The sequence below is a fragment of the Ruegeria sp. AI2 genome (assembly GCF_056541275.1).
On the sequence record NZ_JBQFYB010000008.1, the window covers coordinates 46682 to 67189 of the forward strand.

Consider the following 20508-nt stretch of genomic DNA (forward strand, 5'->3'; position numbering starts at 1 on the left):
TTTCCCATTGCGGTTCTTTCGAAAACCCGGCGTCAGATATCTTGACCGGGCGGTTCCAAAAGACCGCCGGGTTCTAATAATGCCCGCTCTGACAGCCATGGGTTAAGTTCTAGCGCTTCGGCAAGGGCAGCACGCGCGTCGTCAAGGCGCTTCAGACCCAACAGTGACAAGGCGCGCCCGCTCAGCGCACCTATATGGTTCGGCGACAACTCGATCGTGACATTCAGATCCTGCAAGGCAGCAGCGAAGTCTTGTCGGAGATAGTTCACAAACGCACGCTGATTGTAGCCTTCGGCGTAGTTCGGGCAGTATTCGACAAGCTGGTCAAGCTCGTCCAACGCGCCCGGTAAATCCCAGGCCTCCCGCCGCGCCATTCCTCGGTCCAGCAAGCCTTGTGCACGCGCATCTGGCGCGTCGGTCCAAAGCTCCCACATCTGGTTGGAAATAGCGCGCGCATCACTTTGCGATTCTGCCTTCTGAACCTGATTGATTAGCGCATCCACACCTTCTGAATGATCCGGAGCATCAGGGCAGGACTGGGCGTGCGCCGCGCAGGACAAGGCAACAACAGCAAGAGCAGCGAGGAAAGCGTGTGTCATGTACCAAGGATGGCTCGTAATCCCGATCCGTCAAGCCTGATGCTCGAACCCACCCAAACTGCCAGTTTCCTTAACCGCCTCCATCGCCACAAAGGTCGAGGTGCTGGCGACATGCGGCAAGGATGAGATCTTTTCGGCCAGAACACGACGATACTCTGACATCGTGGCTGTGCGGACCTTCAGCAAATAGTCGAAATTCGAAGCGATCATATGGGCTTGCTCGACCTCGGCAGTTTTTCGGACAGCCGCGTTGAACTCGGCCAGTGCCTTTTCGCGGGTATCGGTCAAACGCACCTCGACAAAGGCAACGTGGTCCAGCCCCAGTCTGATCGGATCCAGCATCGCCCGGTATCCCTTGATCACCCCGCTTGCTTCAAGCCGTTTCAGGCGCGCCTGTGTCGGTGATTTCGACAGACCGATTACGCGCGCAAGATCGGCGACCGAAATGCGCCCATCCTCGGCCAGAATTCTCAGAATCGACCGGTCAAACCGGTCCAGGTCGGGAAAGTTCATTTGCGCTGCCTTCTGGCGAAAATTCAGGTGTTCCGCCTTCAGTTATCGCAAACTCAGGCGATTGTCCTGAGTTTTCCCAAGTATATTGGCACAAAGACCGGAGGACCCATGTCTCATACCCTGCGTACATTAATCGACACCTCAACCTATGCTGACCAGTCGGCGATCCTTGAAACCCTGATCTCTCAGGCCAGCCTGAGCGCCACGGACCGCGGCGCCATCAGCGCCGCTGCCGCGCAGCTTGTGCGCGACATCCGATCCAGCACGTCTCCGGGGTTGATGGAGGTGTTTTTGGCCGAATACGGCCTGTCCACCGACGAAGGCGTCGCCCTGATGTGCCTGGCCGAGGCGCTGTTGCGCGTGCCGGATGCCGACACGATTGACGCGTTGATTGAAGACAAAATCGCCCCTTCGGATTGGGGTAAGCATCTTGGGCACTCGTCTTCATCCTTGGTGAACGCCTCAACCTGGGCGCTGATGCTGACGGGCAAGGTTCTGGACGAAGGCAAGACCTCGCCTGTTGGCGCCCTGCGCGGGGCCATCAAGCGATTGGGGGAACCCGTGATCCGTACCGCCGTGTCGCGGGCGATGAAGGAAATGGGGCGGCAATTCGTGTTGGGTGAATCCATTCACGCTGCGATGGAACGCGCGCGCGGAATGGAAAGCAAGGGATATACCTACTCTTACGACATGCTGGGAGAGGCCGCGCGAACCGAGGCGGACGCCGCGCGTTATCACCTGTCGTATTCACGCGCCATCTCGGCCATCGCCGAAGCCTGCACCCATGATGATATCCGCGCAAACCCCGGCATTTCGGTCAAGTTGTCGGCCCTGCACCCCCGCTATGAACTGGCACAGGAAAAGCGGGTGATGGATGAACTGGTCCCGCGCCTGCGGGCGCTGGCCCTTTTGGCCAAGGCCGCTGGCATGGGGCTAAACGTCGACGCCGAAGAGGCGGATCGCCTGTCTTTGTCATTGCAGGTGATTGAGGCGGTGATGTCCGATCCGGCTCTGGCCGGCTGGGAGGGGTTCGGCATCGTGGTTCAGGCCTATGGGCCACGCGCTTCGCTGGTTCTGGACACGCTTTATGACATGGCTGAACGCCACGATCGCAAGCTGATGGTGCGTCTGGTCAAAGGCGCCTATTGGGACACCGAGATCAAACGCGCGCAGGTCGAAGGCGTGGATGGCTTTCCCGTCTTCACGCACAAGGCGGTCACGGACGTGTCCTATATCGCCAATGCGCGCAAATTGCTGGGCCTGACAAACCGGATCTATCCGCAATTCGCCACCCACAACGCCCATACAGTCAGCGCCATCCTGCACATGGCCGAAGGTCAGCCTTTTGAGTTCCAGCGCCTGCATGGCATGGGCGAGACATTGCATCAGCTTGTGATGAACAGGCAGAAAACGCGCTGTCGCATCTACGCACCGGTTGGTGCGCATCGTGACTTGCTGGCCTACCTTGTGCGGCGTCTGCTGGAAAACGGGGCAAACTCATCCTTCGTCAACCAGATTGTCGACGAAAACGTCCCGCCGGAAGTGGTTGCCGCAGATCCGTTTGTTACTGTTCAAACGCCCCCACCCCCTTTGCCCACCGGCCCCGAACTGTTCCAGCCGGATCGTCCCAATTCCATGGGATTCGATCTTCACCACACTCCGACGCTGGACAAGGTTGATGCAGCGCGGGACCAGTTCCGTGCGTATCACTGGTATGCACAGCCCTTGCTGGCTGACGCTGCAAAACCCCGGACGGATGAGCCGGTAGTCAACCCGGCAAATCCTGCCGACAAACCAGGTGCGGTCGCCTCGGCAAGTGACGCAGATGTGGAACTGGCGCTGGCTTCGGCAAAGCCATGGCAGGCCCCGGCAGCCGAACGTGCCCGCATCCTGAACTCCGCAGCCGATCTTTATGAAACACACTACGGCGAATTGTTCGCCCTGCTGGCGCGCGAGGCTGGCAAATCGCTGCCTGACGCCGTGGCGGAACTGCGTGAGGCGGTGGATTTCCTGCGCTACTACGCCGCCAACATACCTGATGCCGAGCCCGCGGGCGTATTCACCTGCATCAGCCCTTGGAACTTCCCGCTCGCGATTTTCTCTGGTCAGATATCAGCTGCTTTGGCGACCGGGAACGCCGTTTTGGCCAAGCCTGCGCCGCAAACACCCCTGATTGCGCACCGCGCCATTCAATTGCTGCATGAGGCTGGTGTGCCGCGCGACGCGCTGCAATTGCTGCCGGGTGGCCCTGCCGTAGGTGCGGCGCTGACATCGGATGCGCGCGTCTCGGGCGTGGCCTTCACCGGCTCGACAACGACCGCTCTCAGAATCCGGTCGGCAATGGCTGCGTCCATGCGCCCCGGCACGCCGCTGATCGCAGAAACTGGCGGCCTGAACGCCATGATCGTTGACAGCACCGCACTTCCCGAACAGGCCGTGCAATCGATCATTGAAAGCGCTTTTCAGTCCGCGGGTCAGCGGTGTTCGGCACTGCGATGCCTGTACCTGCAACAGGATATCGCAGATGACGTGCTGACCATGCTCAAAGGGGCAATGGATGCCCTGCGCATCGGTGATCCCTGGCAGATCTCTACCGATTGCGGCCCGGTGATTGACGCGCAGGCCCGGCAGGTCATCGCCGATCACGTCGCTATTGCACGGGCCGAAGGGCGCGTTCTGAAAGAGCTGTCGCTGCCGCCAGAAGGCATCTTTGTTGCCCCCACGCTGATCGAAATCTCGGGCATTGCCGCGCTGGAGCGCGAGATTTTTGGCCCCGTGTTGCACGTGGCACGGTTCAAAGCGCAGGAAATCGACAAGGTCATCGCGGATATCAACGCAACCGGATACGGGCTGACCTTTGGCCTGCAAACCCGGATCGACGACCGGGTGCAGCATGTGACCGAAGCAATCCATGCCGGAAACATCTATGTAAACCGCAATCAGATCGGTGCCATCGTTGGCTCCCAACCTTTTGGCGGTGAAGGGCTGTCAGGCACCGGCCCGAAGGCGGGCGGCCCGAATTACATGGCCCGGTTTTGTGCACCGGATCGGCAAATCACGACAGAATCCTGGGAGCATTTGGCAGACTTACCTGCCCCTCAAGGCCAACCTGCCCCAATCCGGACCCGTTCTCTGCCCGGCCCAACCGGAGAATCGAACCGGCTAAGCGAATATCCCCGCCCGCCTCTTCTGTGCATGGGGCCGGGGGAAGCAGCAGCGCGCGCGCAGGCTGAAGCTGTACAGGCGCTGGGTGGAACGGCTATTCAGGCAACCGGAATGCTTGACCTTCATCGGTTGGAAAACCTGACCGGCATCTCTGGTGTCCTTTGGTGGGGGGATGCTGAAACCGCGCAGCAGATCGAACAGCATCTGGCCCGCCGAGACGGCCCCATTCTGCCCCTGATTCCCGGCAGACCCGACCGCGCGCGTGTGCTGGGTGAACGCCATGTGTGTGTCGATACGACCGCAGCTGGCGGAAACGCTGCGTTGTTGGGAGGTGCGGCGTAAGCTTGCCTTGACGCTGGGCGCGCAAAAGCCCAGCGTCACCTCATGTTTCCGATCCGCGACCATAACCCCTCGGGGCGTACGCCTTATGTTGTCTACGCCTTACTGGCGACCAACATCCTGATCTTCCTCAGCTATGTGGGGATCATGAATGATGCGCCACTTATCAACCGGCTGTTCTTCGATTATGCCATCATCCCGGCGCGGGTCAGCGACGGGGATGGTCTGGAAACCCTTGTGACATCCATGTTCCTGCATGGGGGCTGGATGCATCTGGCCGGGAACATGCTGTTCTTATGGATATTCGGCGACAATCTGGAAGACGAAATGGGCCATCTGCCCTTTTTGCTGTTCTACCTGGTCGCAGGTATCGGCGCAGGTCTGATCCATGTGGTTACAGGGCCGGAGTCTCAGGTGCCTACCGTCGGCGCCTCGGGCGCGATTGCGGGTGTCATGGGGGGATACCTGCTGCTGTTTCCCAAGGCGCGTGTGGATATTCTGCTGATCCTGGTTGTCTATTTCAGGGTATTTACCATCCCCGCATTCATCATGCTGGGCGTATGGTTAGCGATACAGTTCTTTGGCAGCGTCACCAGCAACCCGGACGAAGGCGGTATCGCCTACTGGGCCCATACCGGCGGATTTGCAGTAGGGCTGATCCTATGCGTGCCGCTATGGCTGCGACGCGGTGGCGTGCAATTCTGGAACCGCACGCACGGACACCCGCCCCACCCTGAGGCAAAGTACAAGCTGTCGCAGTCACGTATACCGCGCGTTCCGCGTCGATAAAGCTGAACTGAGGGGCGATCAGCCCCGGATCACTTTGGCGAATTGATCAAAGATTGGTTCATTCGAACAGATCACTTCACCATCTTCCAGCGCGTTACCCTCGGGGTTCAGGGCCTGCACAAAGCCGCCAGCCTCTTTCACGATGATGACACCGGCGGCGACATCCCACGCGTTCAGGCGGCGTTCCCAGAAGCCTTCGTACCGGCCCGCAGCCACATATGCCATGTCAAGCGCCGCAGCACCCCAACGGCGCACACCGGCGCAAGCGGGCATCAGACGCGCCAGATCCTGCAGGGTTGCAGGCAGGTCAGAACGACCCCCAAAGGGCAGGCCGGTTGCAAAGATCGATTCTATCATGCGGTGACGCCCCGACACTCGAATTCGGGTGTCGTTCATCCACGCGCCCTCGCCTTTTTCGGCAAAGAACATCTCATCCTTGGCGGCGTCATAGATCACGCCGGCTACGATCTTGCCTTTGTGCTCCAGCGCGATGGAAATCGCCCAGTGCGGCAGGCCATGCAGAAAATTGGTGGTGCCGTCCAACGGGTCAACGATCCAGCGGCGGGTCGGGTCTTCTCCGTCGATGGAGCCACCCTCTTCAGCCAGCCAGCCATAGGTCGGGCGCGCACCCAGCAACTCGTCCTTCAGGATGGCTTCGGCCGCGATATCGGCCTTGGAGACAAAATCGCCCGCGCCCTTCATCGACACCTGCAGATTCTCGACTTCACGAAAGTCCTTGACCAAAGACCGCCCCGCCTTGCGCGCGGCCTTGATCATGATGTTGAGATTTGCACTGCCAACCATTGTAAAAAGGCTCCTGTCCGGTCAAACCGCGCGTATACTGCTGCAAGGCTTCCTTGCCAAGAGGAATGATGTGCATAACAGACCCGCAGAAAACGCCTCTACCGGGATTGCAGCTTGCGCGCCTCTTCACGGGCCAGTTTTACCAGTTCCTGCACATAGGGCTTGTCCAGATCTTCTGATCGGACTGCTGCATAAAGGCGACGCGTGATCCCCTCTTTGGTCAGGGGGCGGGTCACATAGTCCGAGTTGTATTTGACCTCGCGCACGACCCAATCCGGCAGAACGGAGATGCCTCGGTTTGATGCCACCAGAAGCAGGATGACAGCTGTCAGTTCCACCTGCCTGATCGAGGCGGGTTCGACCCGTGCAGGGATCAACAATTGGCTGAACACATCCAGACGTGTGCGTTCCACCGGGTAGGTGATCAGGGTCTGGCCTCGGAAATCCTCAGCCTCGACATAGGCTTTTTCCGCCAGTGGATGGGCTGATGCAGCGACAAAGACGGGGTTGTAGTCAAACAGCTCCACAAACTCGACACCCGGCAGGTCTTCGGGATCGGATGAGACCACCAGATCAACCTCTTCCTTCTGCAAGGCTGGTAGGGCGTCGAAGGCCAGACCGGGTCGGATATCGACATCCACGTCGCCCCAGGATTTCCTGAAGGATTCAAGAACCGGAAACAGCCATTCGAAACACGCGTGGCATTCGATGGCGATATGCATCCGCCCGGTACGCCCGTCCCGCAGCGATGAAAACTCATTCTGTGCCGCCTCGACCTGCGGCAGGATCTGCTCAGCCAACCGCAGCAGACGCAAACCGGCGGCTGACAGCTTCATCGGCTTTGAACGTCGCAGAAACAGCTCGACGCCGGCCTGATCCTCCAACCCTTTGATCTGATGACTCAATGCGGATTGAGTGATGTTCAACTGGTCGGCAGCGCGCGCCAACCCACCGCATTCATGGATCGCCTTGATGGTACGCAGGTGGCGGAATTCAATGTGCATCTCAAGTATCGTTCATGTTGTTGTTGAATAATATGAGTTTGTCTCACAATGCCCGTCATGGCACAAGATAGTCAGTTGATCCAGTGAGGCAGCCATGTCCAAACCCGAAATTTCATTCGAGTTCTTTCCGCCCAAAACTCTGGAGGCTTCTTTCCGCCTTTGGGATACGGTCCAGACATTGGCACCGCTGGAGCCCCGTTTTGTATCCGTCACCTACGGTGCAGGCGGTACGACCCGGGAACTGACGCGCGACGCGGTCGCAACCCTGCATAAATCCTCTGGTTTGAACGTCGCTGCACACCTGACCTGTGTTGACGCTTCGCGGCAGGAAACGCTGGAAATCGCCGACACATTCGCACGTGCGGGCGTGCAGGACATCGTGGCCCTGCGGGGCGACCCGCCAAAAGGGCATGATCGGTTCGTACCGCACCCCGAAGGCTTTAACAGTTCGATTGAGTTGATTGAGGCGCTGGCTGAAACCGAAATGTTCAGCATCCGTGTCGGGGCTTATCCTGACAAGCACCCTGAAGCTGCCGACATGTCAGCAGACGTGGACTGGCTGAAGGCCAAACTTGACGCGGGCGCTGACGAAGCGCTGACGCAATTCTTTTTCGAGGCCGAAACCTTCTTCCGTTTCCGTGATGCCTGCGCCAAGGCAGGTATCGACAAACCGATCGTTCCGGGCATTCTGCCGATAGAAAACTGGGCAGGTGCGCGCAAGTTCGCCAGAAGTTGCGGCACGCATATTCCTGATTGGGTCGAACAAGCCTTTGAAAAGGCCGTGCGCGACGGGCGTGAGGATCTGCTGGCAACTGCGATCTGCACCGAGTTGTGCTCGGACCTGATCGAAGGTGGCGTGGACAAGCTGCATTTCTATACCCTCAACCGCCCGGAATTGACGCGCGATGTGTGCTTTGCCCTTGGGATTACGCCACAAGTCGATCTTCAAAACGTCGCCTGACAACTGAAAAATCCAATGATTCGCCCGGGTTACGAATTTTCCCGGGCGGTTTCCTTTTCTTATGCGTGACCTGTTTCACAGTCGTATCCGCGAATTCACACCTTTGCGGAACAATGGAATCTTCGCATCGCGATTGTTGTCAGCTTCCCTCTCAATCAGCCATGAAATTTGACAAAACCATGCCCTCGGTAACACTAGGGGTGTGTAGTTTTTAATGAGTGTTTTGAGTATGGAACCTTTCGATAAGGTCAGGGCACGCACGGATGCCCTGGCAGACCTGGGCCTGAACCCGTCTGCCAATTCCAGTGAAATACGAGAGGCCTGGCGTCACATCGCCTTTCACACGCATCCTGATCACAAGGAAGGCGACAGTTCCGGGTTTTCGCGCGCCAAGGCAGCCTATGATTTTCTGCGCAAAGAAGGGCTGGCGACAAAGGGCGGTGCCGCTGCTGGCCCGCCACAACCACGTCGGGCACGGTTGAAGAAACGTATCATCGAGCTTCCGCAGGAAGATATTGCCGCCTGTGAGGCAATACTGAATCCGGGGCAAGTGCTGTCGCATATGAACAGTCAGCCTGGTATTCAACCCAAATGTGGCAGCGGTGTTGCTGACCATGTTCCCGACGCGGTCGGATGCTTTGGGCGACACCTGACCTACTTCGTCACGACACCGGTTAATCAGGGCGCAAATCGTGTGGCTTTGCCAACGACCGTTCTGACCAGTGCGCGGCACACCACAGCGGAAATCCTGAGCTTTCAATCCAGCGACACGGGCGCTGGGGAAGTCGTCATTCCCGATACGATCCGAGAACGCAAATTTCCGGGTGCCAAGAGCGTCAGGATCCGGTTTGACGCCGACCAGACGATACGGGATCAGTTCTGGCTTGCTGGCTAAACGAAAAAGCCCGGCTGGGTAAGCCGGGCCCTGTGCAATTTTGGCCGGGTCAGTTTTTCACCGGACCTTCCGAGGTAAATTTCGGGATCACGCTGGTCGAGGCGTCAGACGGCTCGATACCCGGCCAGTTGCCTTCAGCAAGGTTGATGTTGCCCGGAATGTCTTCTTCGAAGAACCCGACGACCACATCCGTGATGTTGAGATACAGCTTGTCGTCAACGATCCGCCACAAGTTCGGGTTTGCCGGAACCTTGCCACCGCGCGACACGCCATAGGCGCAGTGCCCATCATATTGCGGCGCATAATAGGCCGGGTTTTCCAGAAATTTGTCGCGGTTTTCCTCGGACGAGAATGCCCAGGTTGCACCATTGTATTCGGCAGTAATGCTGGCATTGCCACGCACGCCTTCGTGCTGTGGCTGACCTACCGGTACCTGATCCAGGTTGCGATAGGCGACAACATCATACCCCGAGACGGCAAACCCTGTGCCGTCAATATATTGCGGCCCGGCAAATGCCGGAACGGCCAGGGCCATGGCCGCAGCAAAGGTCAAAGCAAAGCGTTTCATGTAGTTTATCCTTTTCGTTCCAGCGGTATCGGTGACGCCGTGATGGCAGGTCTGGCAAAACAATATGCGATTCCCATTCTGTTCGTAGCCCTCCTCGCGCCGCTGTGACCCCTCTCGAGCAAACGTGAGAGTTTGGTCGCGGATTATTACAAATTATGCCGGAAAAGCTGGGTTGGACTCGGCGGATTGCAACACTACCTGTAAGACTGCATCGAACGCGGCCCGGACAAAGGCATGAAAGGCAAGACATGAGCGACCAATCTTCGTATACCCCACCAGCAGTCTGGACATGGGACAGTGAAAGTGGCGGACAGTTCGCCAACATTAACCGACCTATTGCCGGCGCAACCCATGACAAGGACTTGCCGGTTGGACGCCACCCATTGCAGTTGTATTCCCTTGCCACGCCCAACGGTGTCAAAGTCACCGTTATGCTGGAAGAGTTGCTGGCATTGGGTCACGAAGGCGCTGAATACAACGCCTGGCTGATCAACATCGGCGAGGGCGACCAGTTCGGTTCAGGGTTTGTCGAGGTCAACCCAAACTCGAAAATCCCCGCCCTTTGGGATCGCTCTGGCGACAAGCCGGCTCGGGTGTTTGAAAGTGCCTCGATCCTGTTTCATCTGGCTGAGAAGTTCGGAGAGTTTCTGCCCGCGTCCGGGCCGGAACGGACCGAAGTCATGAACTGGCTATTCTGGCAAATGGGCAGCGCCCCTTATCTGGGCGGCGGGTTTGGCCATTTCTACGCCTACGCGCCCGAAAAGTGGGAATACCCGATCAACCGCTTTGCGATGGAGGCAAAACGCCAGCTGGACGTTCTGGACAGGGAACTGGCGAACAAGACCTATATCGCGGGCGAGGAATATACGATTGCCGACATGGCGATCTGGCCGTGGTACGGTCAACTGGTTCTGGGCCGTCTGTATAGCGCGGCAGAGTTCCTTGACGCGGAATCCTACAAGAACGTGGTGCGCTGGGCCAAGGCGATTGACGCACGGCCTGCGGTTCAGCGTGGCCGTATGGTCAACCGCGCCTTTGGCGAGCCGCACACGCAGCTTCACGAGCGTCACGACGCCCGTGATTTCGAAACACGTACGCAGGACAAACTGGAAGCTGCTGCGGAATAGCAGAGTCCCATCCTAGTGACACGCGGTGCATTGTGCGCCGCGTGTTTGCGTTTTGGCCGTTACTTCAGAATTGGCGGTTTCGCGGGATTGCTGCCCGGAACCTCGCGCACCAGATCTGCAACCTGCGGTTCGGGCAGGTCAAAGCGAAGTCCCGTCTTCGCCAGCAGCGCGGCAGCGGCGTCATCTGTGGAAAAGAACCCGACATCCATCGCCCCCGCTTCGATCCCCGAAAACGTCAACGCTTCCGAAGCTGCCTTGGCCAGCGCTGTCTCGGCCCCTTCGACCACACCGACAAACCCCAGCAAATGACCCTGAGCGCCCGCCTCGGATTTCGTGGCGACCAGATAGGCCGCACTGGCAAGTCCGCCAGCAGTTGCCAGCTTTGCATCAAGGGCGGTCAACAGGCTGTCCGGCAGACCGGAGGGCGGCATGAACTCGGCAAGCTTTTCCTCGACCTCTTTGGGGCCATGCTGCAACGTTTCGGCCAGCCAGCCCAGGGCCTCGGCAGGCACCAGCATGGATGATGGCGCAGTTTCCAGGTTCAGGCCCAGCCCGATACCCTGCCCTGCCAGCATCCCCGACAACACACGCCCCGACAGCGCAACATAAGGCACTGGCCTCCCGGCAAACCGCGCCAATCGTTCCTCGCGGTCGAACGCCAACACAAAGCGCCCGTCGGCCACATCGAACACCTCGGGCGAGATGTTTTCGCCCATCGCTTCCTCGGTCAGCATCAAAAACAGCTCACTATCAGCAAGCCGTTCAAAAAACCGCAGACGGGCAGCATCGTTCTGCGGATCTGCCAGCATCGCGGCATGCGCCGTGTCCAACGCTGTGGCTTCAGTCATTCAGCACCTCTTGGACCCGCGCGCGCAGAACCGGCAGCAGTTCTGCCTCGAACCACGGGTTTTTCTTTACCCATGCCGTATTCCGCCAGGACGGATGAGGCAAGGCAAAGACCCGCGGCGCATGGTCCTGCCAGTTCCGAACGGTATCCGTCACCGACCCTCGCGCGCCCAGATGATATTTATGCGCATGACCACCGACCAACACCGTCAACGGCACCTGCCCCAGTTCCTGCATCACCCTGTCATGCCAGGTTTTGCCGCATATCGCGGGCGGAGGAAGGTCCGCGCCGCGGGTATCATAGCCGGGGAAACAGAACGCCATGGGCACAATCGACACAAGGTCACGATCATAAAAAACAGGTTCATCGACCCCAAGCCAGTGGCGCAGCCTGTCGCCTGACGGGTCAGTAAAGGGCTGCCCCGACTCGTGCACGCGCGCACCCGGTGCCTGCCCTGCGATCAGGATGGGTGTTCCGCGCCGAAACCAGACCACCGGGCGGGGTTCATGGGCAGTTTTGGTTTGCGCAAAGGACGCGGCGCACAGGCGGCACGCGCGGATTTCGCCATCTAAATCTTTCATCTTGTTGCAAAACCTCCCAAAGCTGTTTTGCAAGGATCAGGTGTGAAACCACATAATAAAGGTGCGGCAGATTACCAGAAGTGCAGCGGAATTGCCGACAACCGATCAGTTGTTTGAGGGGTCGGCAGCAACGCATTGAACATTTGTTTCATAATTCGACATAATGTAGCCAACATGAAACGGTAAAAACCATCCTTTCTGACCGCCTGAAAGCGCGGCGACACAACGGAAACGAGCAGCAGGCCCCGAATGCTAGAGTTCGACAATGTCAGCAAGTCCTTCTGGACCGGGACGCGCCGCAAGGTGATCCTGGACAGGGTCTCGTTCCGTGTCGAACTGGGCACGTCGCTGGGCGTTCTGGCCCCGAATGGTACTGGCAAAACCACGCTGATCAACATGATGGCCGGCCTGGAAAAACCCGACGAGGGCGTGATCCGCCGCGAATGCCGGGTCTCGTTCCCCATGGGTTTCACCGGGGGTGTAACCGGCAAGTTGTCGGCGCTTGAGAACGCGCGATACATCGCCAAGATTTACGGCATGGACCCGGACTATGTTGAGGCGTATTGCAAATGGCTCTGCGGTTTGGGTGAATATTTCGAACAGCCGCTGTCCACCTATTCTTCGGGGATGCGGTCTCGATTCACGTTTTCTTTGATGCTGGCGCTGGATTTCGACATGTATCTTGTCGATGAAGGGATGCCAGCGTCTACAGATGTTGAATTCAACGAAAAAGCAGGGGCGATCCTGAAGGAAAGGTTGCGCACCACGACATTGGTGATCGTGTCGCACAGCCCGACTGTTTTGGAAAAATTCGCTCAGCAGGCCGCCGTTCTGCTGGACGGGCAATTGTACATGTTTGACTCCTTGGAAGAGGCAAAGCAGCTATATGACTACGAAACCCAAGGTTAGAAAGTACAACTGGCGCAGCAATCGACAGGTGGACGATTCGGCCGAGGCGCGAGCGGATGCAATCTCGCGCATACGGGGCGCGACGCAAGGTCAGGCACCGGCGGCCGAGGTCCAGCCAGGCACGCAAATTGACGACATCAAGCGCGAAGGCCTGACAGGCCGCCAGTTGCGTATTGCGCGTAAACTCGCGCAGAAACACGGACTGGCAGCAACATCGGACTATGATGCGGTGCGCTTGCTGCGCAAGAAAGGCATTGATCCGTTTCAGCGCACGAACCTTCTTGATCTTGCCGCGGCAAAGCCCTCGGGACAGGGCGACAGTTCGAAGGTCAAAGACAAGATCAGCATTCAGTTGCCGCAATCTGTAGGCACAAGCACACCGAACCTTCCGGGACCCGAGCTCAGCCCGGCTGAGCGGCGCAACCTTGAAGTCGGTCAGATTCAGAAGGACATCGCGCGTCGACGCAGGCGTAAGCTGTTTGGCCTTTTCGCGCGTCTGGCCGCCTTTGTGTTCCTTCCGACCTTTGTTGTGGGGTTCTATTTCTATCGCATCGCCACCCCGATGTATGCCAGCGATTCCGAGTTTCTGATCCTGCAAGCCGATGGCGGGCCGGGTTCCATCGGCGGGCTGCTCGCCGGGACGCAATTCGCCACCACGCAGGATTCAATCTCGGTTCAATCTTTCCTGGAATCGAAAGAGGCTTTGTTGCTGCTGGATCGGGACGCCGGTTTTTCTGATGTCTTCAAGCAGGAAGTGATTGATCCGATTCAAAGGCTATCACCCGACGCCACGCTGGAAGACGCATACAAGCTGTTCAAACGCATGATCACAATCGGGTATGATCCAACCGAAGGGGTCATTCGGATGGAGGTTGTTGCACCAGACGCACAGACCTCAACCGAGTTCTCGGAGCGTTTGATCTCTTACGCCGAAGCCCGGGTGAATGCCCTGTCCGGCAAGAAGCGTGAAGACCAGATGCGCGACGCATTGGAAAGCTTTGAAGCGGCGCAGGAGGCGCGGCGGCAGGCGCAGGAGGAATTGATCGAGCTTCAGCTTCAAGGGGCGGTGCTGGACCCCGAGAATGTCATTGCCAGCCTGCGCGCCCGCATCAACGAGATCGAGATATTGGTGCAGGACAAAGAGCTTGAACTTGCCGCCCTGCAAGACAACCTGCGTCCGAACAAAGCCAAGGTCGACGGCGTCAAGGCTGATATTGCCCGGCTTGAAAGGGTGCTGGAACAACTAAATGCCGAGATGCAGGATGCTTCCGATGGCGAAAATTCGCTGGCGCGGTTGAGCGTGCGCATCCAGATCGCTCAGGCGGATCTGGCGGCACGGGACATGATGCTGCAAACGGCAATGCAGCAAATGGAATCGACCCGATCCGAAGCTAACCGGCAGGTGCGTTACCTGACCGTCTCGGTGAACCCGATCCCAAGTCAGGAACCCAGCTATCCGCGCACGTTCGAAAATACGATTTTGGCATTCCTGTTGTTTGCTGGTATCTACCTCATGATCTCGCTTACCGCGTCGGTCCTTCGTGAACAGGTATCCTCATAAGACTCATGAAACATGTAAAAATCTCCGACCTGACAGTCGGCAACGACCTTCCGCTGACCATTATTGCAGGCCCTTGCCAGCTTGAAACGGCAGACCACGCACAGATGATTGCTGGCAAGATGAAAGAGGCCTGCGATGCAGCCGGCGCGCAATATGTCTTCAAGGCATCTTATGACAAGGCGAACCGGACCTCGCTGTCCGGCAAGCGTGGCATGGGCATTGATGCGGGGTTGCAGGTTCTGGATAGCATCCGCAAATCGATGGGCATTCCGGTCCTGACCGATGTTCATACCGAAGCGCAGTGCGCCATCGCTGCCGAGGCGGTAGATGTCCTGCAAATCCCGGCGTTTTTGTGCCGCCAGACGGATATGCTGCTGGCTGCGGGCAATACGGGAGCAGTGGTCAATGTGAAAAAGGGTCAGTTTCTTGCGCCGTGGGAGATGCCCAATATCGTGTCCAAGATCGAAAGCACAGGCAACACGAATATCCTGCTGACCGAACGTGGCACTTCGTTCGGCTATAACACGCTGGTGGCTGATATGCGGTCCCTGCCGCAAATGGCCCAAACCGGATACCCGGTGGTGATGGATGCGACCCATTCCGTGCAGCAACCGGGAGGAAAAGGTGGCTCCTCGGGCGGGCAACGCGAATTTGCACCGGTCATGGCGCGCGCCGCCGTGTCGCTGGGTATTGGCGCGGTGTTCATTGAAACACACCAGGATCCGGACAATGCCCCTTCGGATGGGCCCAACATGATTCCGTTGGATCAGATGCCCCAACTCATTGACACTTTGATGCGCTTCGATGCGCTGGCCAAAGCTGATCCTATTCAGATTTAACGACTGAGACTTGTTATGACCAAACCAATTCCCGAGGTAACACCGAACACCTGGAGTTTTCTGCGCGACGCGATGATCAAACCCACCGGGTTTCGCGAATATGACGCCCGCTGGAAATATCCGGAAGAGATCAACCTTCCAGGCATGACAGCGCTGGGCCTTGGGCTGGGTACCCAAATGCGCAGGCGCGGGATCGAACCCGTGATCGCCGTAGGAAACGATTATCGTGACTATTCACTGGCGATCAAAAACGCCCTGATCCTGGGATTGATGCAGGCCGGTATCCGCGTGAAAGACATTGGCCCTGCGCTTAGCCCAATGGCCTATTTCGCGCAGTTTCATCTGGATGTACCGGCCGTGGCGATGGTTACGGCCAGCCACAATCCAAACGGCTGGACTGGGGTCAAAATGGGCTTTGACCGCCCTTTGACACACGGCCCCGACGAGATGTCTGAATTGCGCGACATCGTTCTGAACGGCGAAGGTCAGGCGCATGAGGGTGGATCTTGGGAATTCGTCGAGGGCGTGAAGGAAGCGTATATCGACGACCTCGTCGGTGATTTCAAAGTGTCCCGCCCGCTAAAGATTGTCTGCGCAACCGGAAACGGCACCGCTTCGGCCTTTGCGCCCGAAATCTTCGAACGGATGGGGGTTGAGGTCGTCCCCAGCCATAACCGGCTGGATTACACTTTCCCGAATTACAACCCGAACCCCGAAGCGATGGAAATGCTGCATGACATGGCGGCAACGGTAAAATCCAGCGGTGCCGATCTGGCGCTTGGGTTTGACGGTGACGGTGATCGTTGTGGCGTCGTAGATGATGAAGGCGAAGAAATCTTTGCCGACAAGGTGGGTGTGATCATGGCCCGCGATCTTGCCAAGCTGCACCCCGGATCGACCTTTGTCGCAGATGTGAAATCTACCGGCCTGTTTGCCAGCGATCCCGAGTTGCAGTCCCTTGGCGTCAAGGCGGATTACTGGAAAACCGGCCACAGCCACATGAAACGGCGCGTCAAGGAAATCGGCGCGCTGGCTGGGTTCGAAAAGTCGGGCCATTACTTTCTGGCCGAACCGGTCGGGCGCGGTTACGACTGCGGAATGCGCGTCGCGGTCGAGATCTGCAAGCTGATGGACCGCAACCCGGATCAAAGCATGTCCGACCTGCGCAAGGCGCTGCCCAAAACATGGTCAACGCCCACCATGTCACCTTATGCAGCAGATACCGAAAAATACGATATCCTGCAGCGTCTGGTCGACAAGCTCGTTGCCAAAAGCGAAGCTAGTGAGACATTTGCTGGCCGTGCGATCAAAGAGGTCGTTACGGTGAACGGCGCACGTGTCATTCTGGACAATGGCAGCTGGGGGCTGGTGCGGGCTTCATCCAACACACCCAATCTGGTGGTCGTCTGTGAAAGCAGCGAAAGCGAGGCTGAGATGCGGGCGATCTTTGCCGATATCGATGCGGTGATCCGAACCGAACCCGGTGTTGGCGATTACGACCAGACCATCTGAAGAAAACTGCTTGGGGCATATCTGATCGCCCCAAGCGCAACACTTGCTCAGTTGCCGCCAAACAGTTTGAGCAGCCCTTTCTTCGCCTCTTCTTCAAGCTTGTTCTTAAGCGCATCTTCGATCTGATCGCTGTCCGTGATGGTAGTATCCAGCTCGTTTCCAACCTTTTCAAAAACTTTCTGTTTCGCGTCGTTTTCCAGCTCTTTGACCTTCACATCTGCCGCTGCTTCGATGACCTTGGTCAGATCCGGCTTGATTGACGGGTTGCTCCACGGGCCAACGATACGCACAGGCACCGATATGCCCTGCCCCGAATTGGCCCGCAAAGCTACGGGCGTGAACAGATAATCGATATTGCGCGCACCCAGCCCCACGACCCCCTGACCATCGGCGCGGAAATTCTTGAGCGACATAAGCAGATCGTTATTCGTCAACACACCCTGATCGATGGCGAAGCTGGCCGACAGGCTGTTGAACACAGTTGTCCCGCCTGATCCGGTCCCCTGCCCCATAAGTCGATCCAGATCGAAACCGGATATTACCCCCGTCCCGACATCCAGATTTCCCTTACCGCTGAGAGAATGCATAATCTGATCCTCAGACTGACCTACACCCAGAAACTCAACGGTTCCTGCCGCGCTTCCCGACAGGCGTTCGACCCCGGCCAGTGTCGACAACGCCTGTTTCAGATCAATCTCACTTGCTGTCACCTTGCCACCCACGGACAGGCCATTGCGATTGTTGGCAACCACCTGTCCGTTCAACTGACCCGAAAACAACGTTGCCGGATGCATGGCAAAAACCGCCCGCGCACGGTCCAGTGTCAGCGTCAGGTCACTTTTCCCAAAGGTCATGCCGGGAACCGCGATTGAGTTGGCCGTCAGGCGAATATTTCCATTCGCCAAAGCCAATGCGGATGCGTCGATTGGGTCTTTTGACCAACCTTCCTGAACTGGTGACGCAGGTTGAGACGCGCCACCCGACCCGGTGCCGGTTTCGGATATCTTTGACAGGTCAAGATCGCCCGCATCCAACCGTGCGACGATCTGAGGGGGATCGGAAATGGTGATATCCGCCTCTCCGACGAACCGGTTGCCATCCAACTGCGCTGTCATGCTTCGCAGGGAAATCCGACCGTCCCGCGTATAGGTCATTTGTGCAGAGATATCAGCAACGTTACCCAATCCCCACGGCACAGCCACACCCGCCTGACCGAAGGCCGCCAGCATCTTTTCCGTATCTCGGGTGGTGATCTTTGTGGTCCCGTCCATCTCTCCGGCCAGATTGACGTGGCCGTCAAAGCCTATCTCACCACCCGGTGCAGTCAGGGCCAGTTCAAGCGCGGTTACGGACCCTGCGGCAAAAGCTGGCAAGTCCGGGATCTTCAAATCAACCTGAACAGCACCTCCGGGTACAGGCATTGATGCTTCCATTACCATCGGCGCAGTGACCAGAGGCCAACTGGCCGACAAGGTGACATCAGGAAAATCCATCTGCGCGGCACCTTCTTCCACATAGATCAGTCGCGCATTATTTAGCTGCAACTCTTCCAAAGTTACGGCCGACGATGCGCCTGCCGGAACCGTCCCCGCAGACGGTGTGGCAGTCGCGGTGGTCACAGGCGCGCTCAGCTCCCAGTTTCCGCGCCCTTGCGAACGCTCCAGCCGCAGCACAGGGTTTTCCGCGAAAACACGTTTGATCCGCAGATCCCCATTCAAAAGCGCAGCAGCATCCACGCCCACGGCAAGGCTATCAGCGCTCAGCATCGGCTCTGGCCCGGCCCAGCTGGCGTTCCCAAAACGCACCGGCCCGGTTTCCATACCCAGCACGGGCCAGAACGACAGGCGCACATCGCCGCTCAATGTCAGTTCGCGCCCTGTCTGGGCTTTGACCTGCTCGGCCAGAATCGCGCCAAGCTTGTCGCCTGGCATCAGCAATAGCGCGCCAATGACCAGCCCAACTACCGCCACAACAATAAACAGGATGCGTATCAGCCATTTCATGATCTGCTCTCCGCCTTTTGGCTTGTCTTTGCCGCGATCATTCAAATCGCACGTCACATTTGCAAGGGGAAGCTTTCCCCACTATATGCCGCGCCATGACGACGAACCCGCCAAACCTCCGCCCTGACCTGGCTCCGGCCGCCCGGATCACCGAGACACCCCGTTCAAACCAGCCGACGATCGGCATGGTGTCGCTGGGCTGTCCAAAAGCTTTGGTCGACAGCGAACGCATTCTGACCCGGCTTCGTGCTGAAGGATACGGCATTTCGCCCGATTATGCCGGGGCCGATGCCGTCATTGTGAACACCTGCGGGTTCCTCGACAGCGCCAAGGCGGAATCGCTGGACGCAATCGGAGAGGCACTGGTTGAAAACGGCAAGGTCATCGTCACCGGCTGTCTGGGGGCCGAACCGGATTACATCCGCGAACACCACCCCCGCATCATGGCGGTCACCGGTCCGCATCAGTATGAACAGGTACTGGATGCGGTTCACGCCGCCGTTCCCCCTGACCCTGACCCGTTCGTCGATCTGCTGCCCGCCAGCAGCGTTCGACTGACCCCCCGCCACTACAGTTATCTGAAAATCTCCGAGGGCTGTAACCACAAATGCAAGTTCTGCATCATCCCCGATATGCGGGGAAAACTGGCCAGCCGTCCGGCCTATGCGGTTCTACGCGAGGCGGAAAAGCTGGTCGAAAATGGCGTGCGCGAACTGCTGGTGATCTCGCAGGATACTTCGGCCTATGGGCTGGACCGGAAATACGATGTGAACCCGTGGAAAGACCGCGAGGTACGCAGCCACATCACCGATCTGGCCCGAGAACTGGGTCAGATGGATGCCTGGGTGCGGCTGCACTATGTCTATCCCTATCCACATGTGCGCGAGTTGATCCCGCTGATGGCGGACGCCGGGTCCAACATACTGCCCTATCTGGATATCCCGTTCCAGCACGCCCACCCGGATGTTCTGAAACGGATGGCCCGCCCCGCGGCAGCGGCCAAAACTCTGGACGAAATTCAGACCTGGCGCGCAATCTGCCCGGATATCACCCTGCGTTCGACCTTTATCGTTGGCTATCCCGGTGAGTCTGAGGCCGAATTCCAAACCCTGCTGGACTGGATGGATGAGGCGCAACTGGATCGTGTCGGCTGTTTTCAATACGAAAACGTGGATGGTGCGCGCTCAAACGACCTGCCCGATCACGTCCCGGCAGAAGTCAAACAAGAACGTTGGGATCGCTTCATGGAAAAGGCGCAGGCCATTTCAGAAGCCAAGTTGCAGGCTAAAGTCGGACAAAAGCTTCAAGTAATCGTCGACGAAGTGGATGACGAAGCCGCCACCTGCCGCACAAAATCGGACGCGCCTGAGATCGACGGCAACCTGTTTATTGACGAGGGCTTCGAAGGCTTCACTCCCGGCGATATCGTCACGGTCGAAGTGGACGAGGCGGGGGAATACGATCTGTGGGGAAAACCCGTTTGACGCCAGTA

18 protein-coding genes are annotated in these 20508 nt (G+C 58.1%); 10 read left to right on the forward strand and 8 right to left on the reverse strand.

The annotated features are described in order from the left end of the window. Nucleotides 1-32 precede the first annotated feature (32 nt). Together ACR0LL_RS14290 and ACR0LL_RS14295 are read right to left on the reverse strand one after the other, a co-directional pair. Nucleotides 33-599: a tetratricopeptide repeat protein gene (locus ACR0LL_RS14290; protein WP_480587852.1), complete on the reverse strand. Its 567-nt coding sequence runs from the start codon at nt 597-599 to the stop codon at nt 33-35. Nucleotides 600-629: 30 nt separating this feature from the next. After that, nucleotides 630-1112: an Lrp/AsnC family transcriptional regulator gene (locus ACR0LL_RS14295; protein WP_480587855.1), complete on the reverse strand. Its 483-nt coding sequence runs from the start codon at nt 1110-1112 to the stop codon at nt 630-632. 108 nt (nt 1113-1220) lie between these two features. On the opposite strand from ACR0LL_RS14295, the gene putA reads away from it, so the two are divergent. Together putA and ACR0LL_RS14305 are read left to right on the forward strand one after the other, a co-directional pair. Beyond that, the gene (gene putA, locus ACR0LL_RS14300) at nt 1221-4619 is read left to right on the forward strand and encodes a bifunctional proline dehydrogenase/L-glutamate gamma-semialdehyde dehydrogenase PutA (RefSeq protein WP_480587858.1); all 3399 of its coding nucleotides are present in this window, start codon (nt 1221-1223) and stop codon (nt 4617-4619) included. Between the two features lie 42 nt (nt 4620-4661). Beyond that, nucleotides 4662-5405 carry a rhomboid family intramembrane serine protease gene (locus ACR0LL_RS14305; protein WP_480587861.1) on the forward strand — a complete coding sequence of 248 codons (744 nt, stop codon included), beginning with the start codon at nt 4662-4664 and terminating at the stop codon, nt 5403-5405. A gap of 18 nt (nt 5406-5423) precedes the next feature. Here ACR0LL_RS14305 and ACR0LL_RS14310 read toward each other — a convergent pair whose 3' ends face one another. Continuing rightward, the gene (locus ACR0LL_RS14310) at nt 5424-6209 is read right to left on the reverse strand and encodes an inositol monophosphatase family protein (protein WP_480587863.1); all 786 of its coding nucleotides are present in this window, start codon (nt 6207-6209) and stop codon (nt 5424-5426) included. Between the two features lie 98 nt (nt 6210-6307). Beyond that, nucleotides 6308-7213 carry a LysR family transcriptional regulator gene (locus ACR0LL_RS14315; RefSeq protein WP_480482174.1) on the reverse strand — a complete coding sequence of 302 codons (906 nt, stop codon included), beginning with the start codon at nt 7211-7213 and terminating at the stop codon, nt 6308-6310. Between the two features lie 94 nt (nt 7214-7307). Here ACR0LL_RS14315 and metF point away from each other — a divergent pair, with 94 nt between their 5' ends. Beyond that, nucleotides 7308-8174 (forward strand): methylenetetrahydrofolate reductase [NAD(P)H], encoded by an 867-nt coding sequence (metF, locus tag ACR0LL_RS14320; RefSeq protein ID WP_480557760.1) that lies wholly within the window; start codon nt 7308-7310, stop codon nt 8172-8174. A 229-nt stretch (nt 8175-8403) separates the two neighbouring features. Beyond that, a complete protein-coding gene (locus tag ACR0LL_RS14325) occupies nt 8404-9069 on the forward strand; it encodes a DnaJ domain-containing protein (protein WP_480587866.1) in 666 nt (221 codons plus the stop codon). Nucleotides 9070-9118: 49 nt separating this feature from the next. Here the strand turns inward: ACR0LL_RS14325 and ACR0LL_RS14330 are convergent, their stop codons facing one another. Continuing rightward, on the reverse strand, nt 9119-9637 hold the full coding sequence (locus ACR0LL_RS14330) for a YHS domain-containing (seleno)protein (protein WP_480475567.1): 519 nt from the start codon (nt 9635-9637) through the stop codon (nt 9119-9121). A gap of 248 nt (nt 9638-9885) precedes the next feature. Here ACR0LL_RS14330 and yghU point away from each other — a divergent pair, with 248 nt between their 5' ends. Beyond that, nucleotides 9886-10764 carry a glutathione-dependent disulfide-bond oxidoreductase gene (gene yghU / locus ACR0LL_RS14335; protein WP_480587869.1) on the forward strand — a complete coding sequence of 293 codons (879 nt, stop codon included), beginning with the start codon at nt 9886-9888 and terminating at the stop codon, nt 10762-10764. 59 nt (nt 10765-10823) lie between these two features. Here yghU and ACR0LL_RS14340 read toward each other — a convergent pair whose 3' ends face one another. Together ACR0LL_RS14340 and ACR0LL_RS14345 are read right to left on the reverse strand one after the other, a co-directional pair. After that, complete coding sequence (locus ACR0LL_RS14340; RefSeq protein ID WP_480587872.1) at nt 10824-11612, reverse strand: SseB family protein; 789 nt, start codon at nt 11610-11612, stop codon at nt 10824-10826. Continuing rightward, a complete protein-coding gene (locus ACR0LL_RS14345; RefSeq protein ID WP_480587875.1) occupies nt 11605-12192 on the reverse strand; it encodes a uracil-DNA glycosylase family protein in 588 nt (195 codons plus the stop codon). Before ACR0LL_RS14345 ends, ACR0LL_RS14340 begins: the two co-directional genes overlap by 8 nt. Nucleotides 12193-12441: 249 nt before the next feature. On the opposite strand from ACR0LL_RS14345, the gene ACR0LL_RS14350 reads away from it, so the two are divergent. The 4 genes from ACR0LL_RS14350 to ACR0LL_RS14365 are packed head-to-tail and all read left to right on the forward strand — an operon-like array spanning nt 12442 to nt 17013. Next, the gene (locus tag ACR0LL_RS14350) at nt 12442-13101 is read left to right on the forward strand and encodes an ABC transporter ATP-binding protein (protein ID WP_209504732.1); all 660 of its coding nucleotides are present in this window, start codon (nt 12442-12444) and stop codon (nt 13099-13101) included. Further along, the gene (locus ACR0LL_RS14355; protein WP_480587878.1) at nt 13079-14662 is read left to right on the forward strand and encodes a KpsE/RkpR family capsule polysaccharide export protein; all 1584 of its coding nucleotides are present in this window, start codon (nt 13079-13081) and stop codon (nt 14660-14662) included. The genes ACR0LL_RS14350 and ACR0LL_RS14355 overlap by 23 nt, the downstream gene beginning before the upstream one ends. Before the next feature lie 5 nt (nt 14663-14667). Continuing rightward, nucleotides 14668-15501 carry a 3-deoxy-8-phosphooctulonate synthase gene (kdsA, locus tag ACR0LL_RS14360; RefSeq protein ID WP_480587881.1) on the forward strand — a complete coding sequence of 278 codons (834 nt, stop codon included), beginning with the start codon at nt 14668-14670 and terminating at the stop codon, nt 15499-15501. 15 nt (nt 15502-15516) lie between these two features. Then, on the forward strand, nt 15517-17013 hold the full coding sequence (locus ACR0LL_RS14365) for a phosphomannomutase/phosphoglucomutase (RefSeq protein ID WP_480587883.1): 1497 nt from the start codon (nt 15517-15519) through the stop codon (nt 17011-17013). Between the two features lie 47 nt (nt 17014-17060). On the opposite strand, the gene ACR0LL_RS14370 is transcribed toward ACR0LL_RS14365, so the two are convergent. Further along, nucleotides 17061-19016 (reverse strand): AsmA family protein, encoded by a 1956-nt coding sequence (locus ACR0LL_RS14370; protein ID WP_480587885.1) that lies wholly within the window; start codon nt 19014-19016, stop codon nt 17061-17063. A 95-nt stretch (nt 19017-19111) separates the two neighbouring features. Here ACR0LL_RS14370 and rimO point away from each other — a divergent pair, with 95 nt between their 5' ends. Beyond that, nucleotides 19112-20500, forward strand: a complete 1389-nt coding sequence (rimO, locus tag ACR0LL_RS14375; RefSeq protein WP_480587887.1) for a 30S ribosomal protein S12 methylthiotransferase RimO — start codon at nt 19112-19114, stop codon at nt 20498-20500. Nucleotides 20501-20508: the final 8 nt, after the last annotated feature.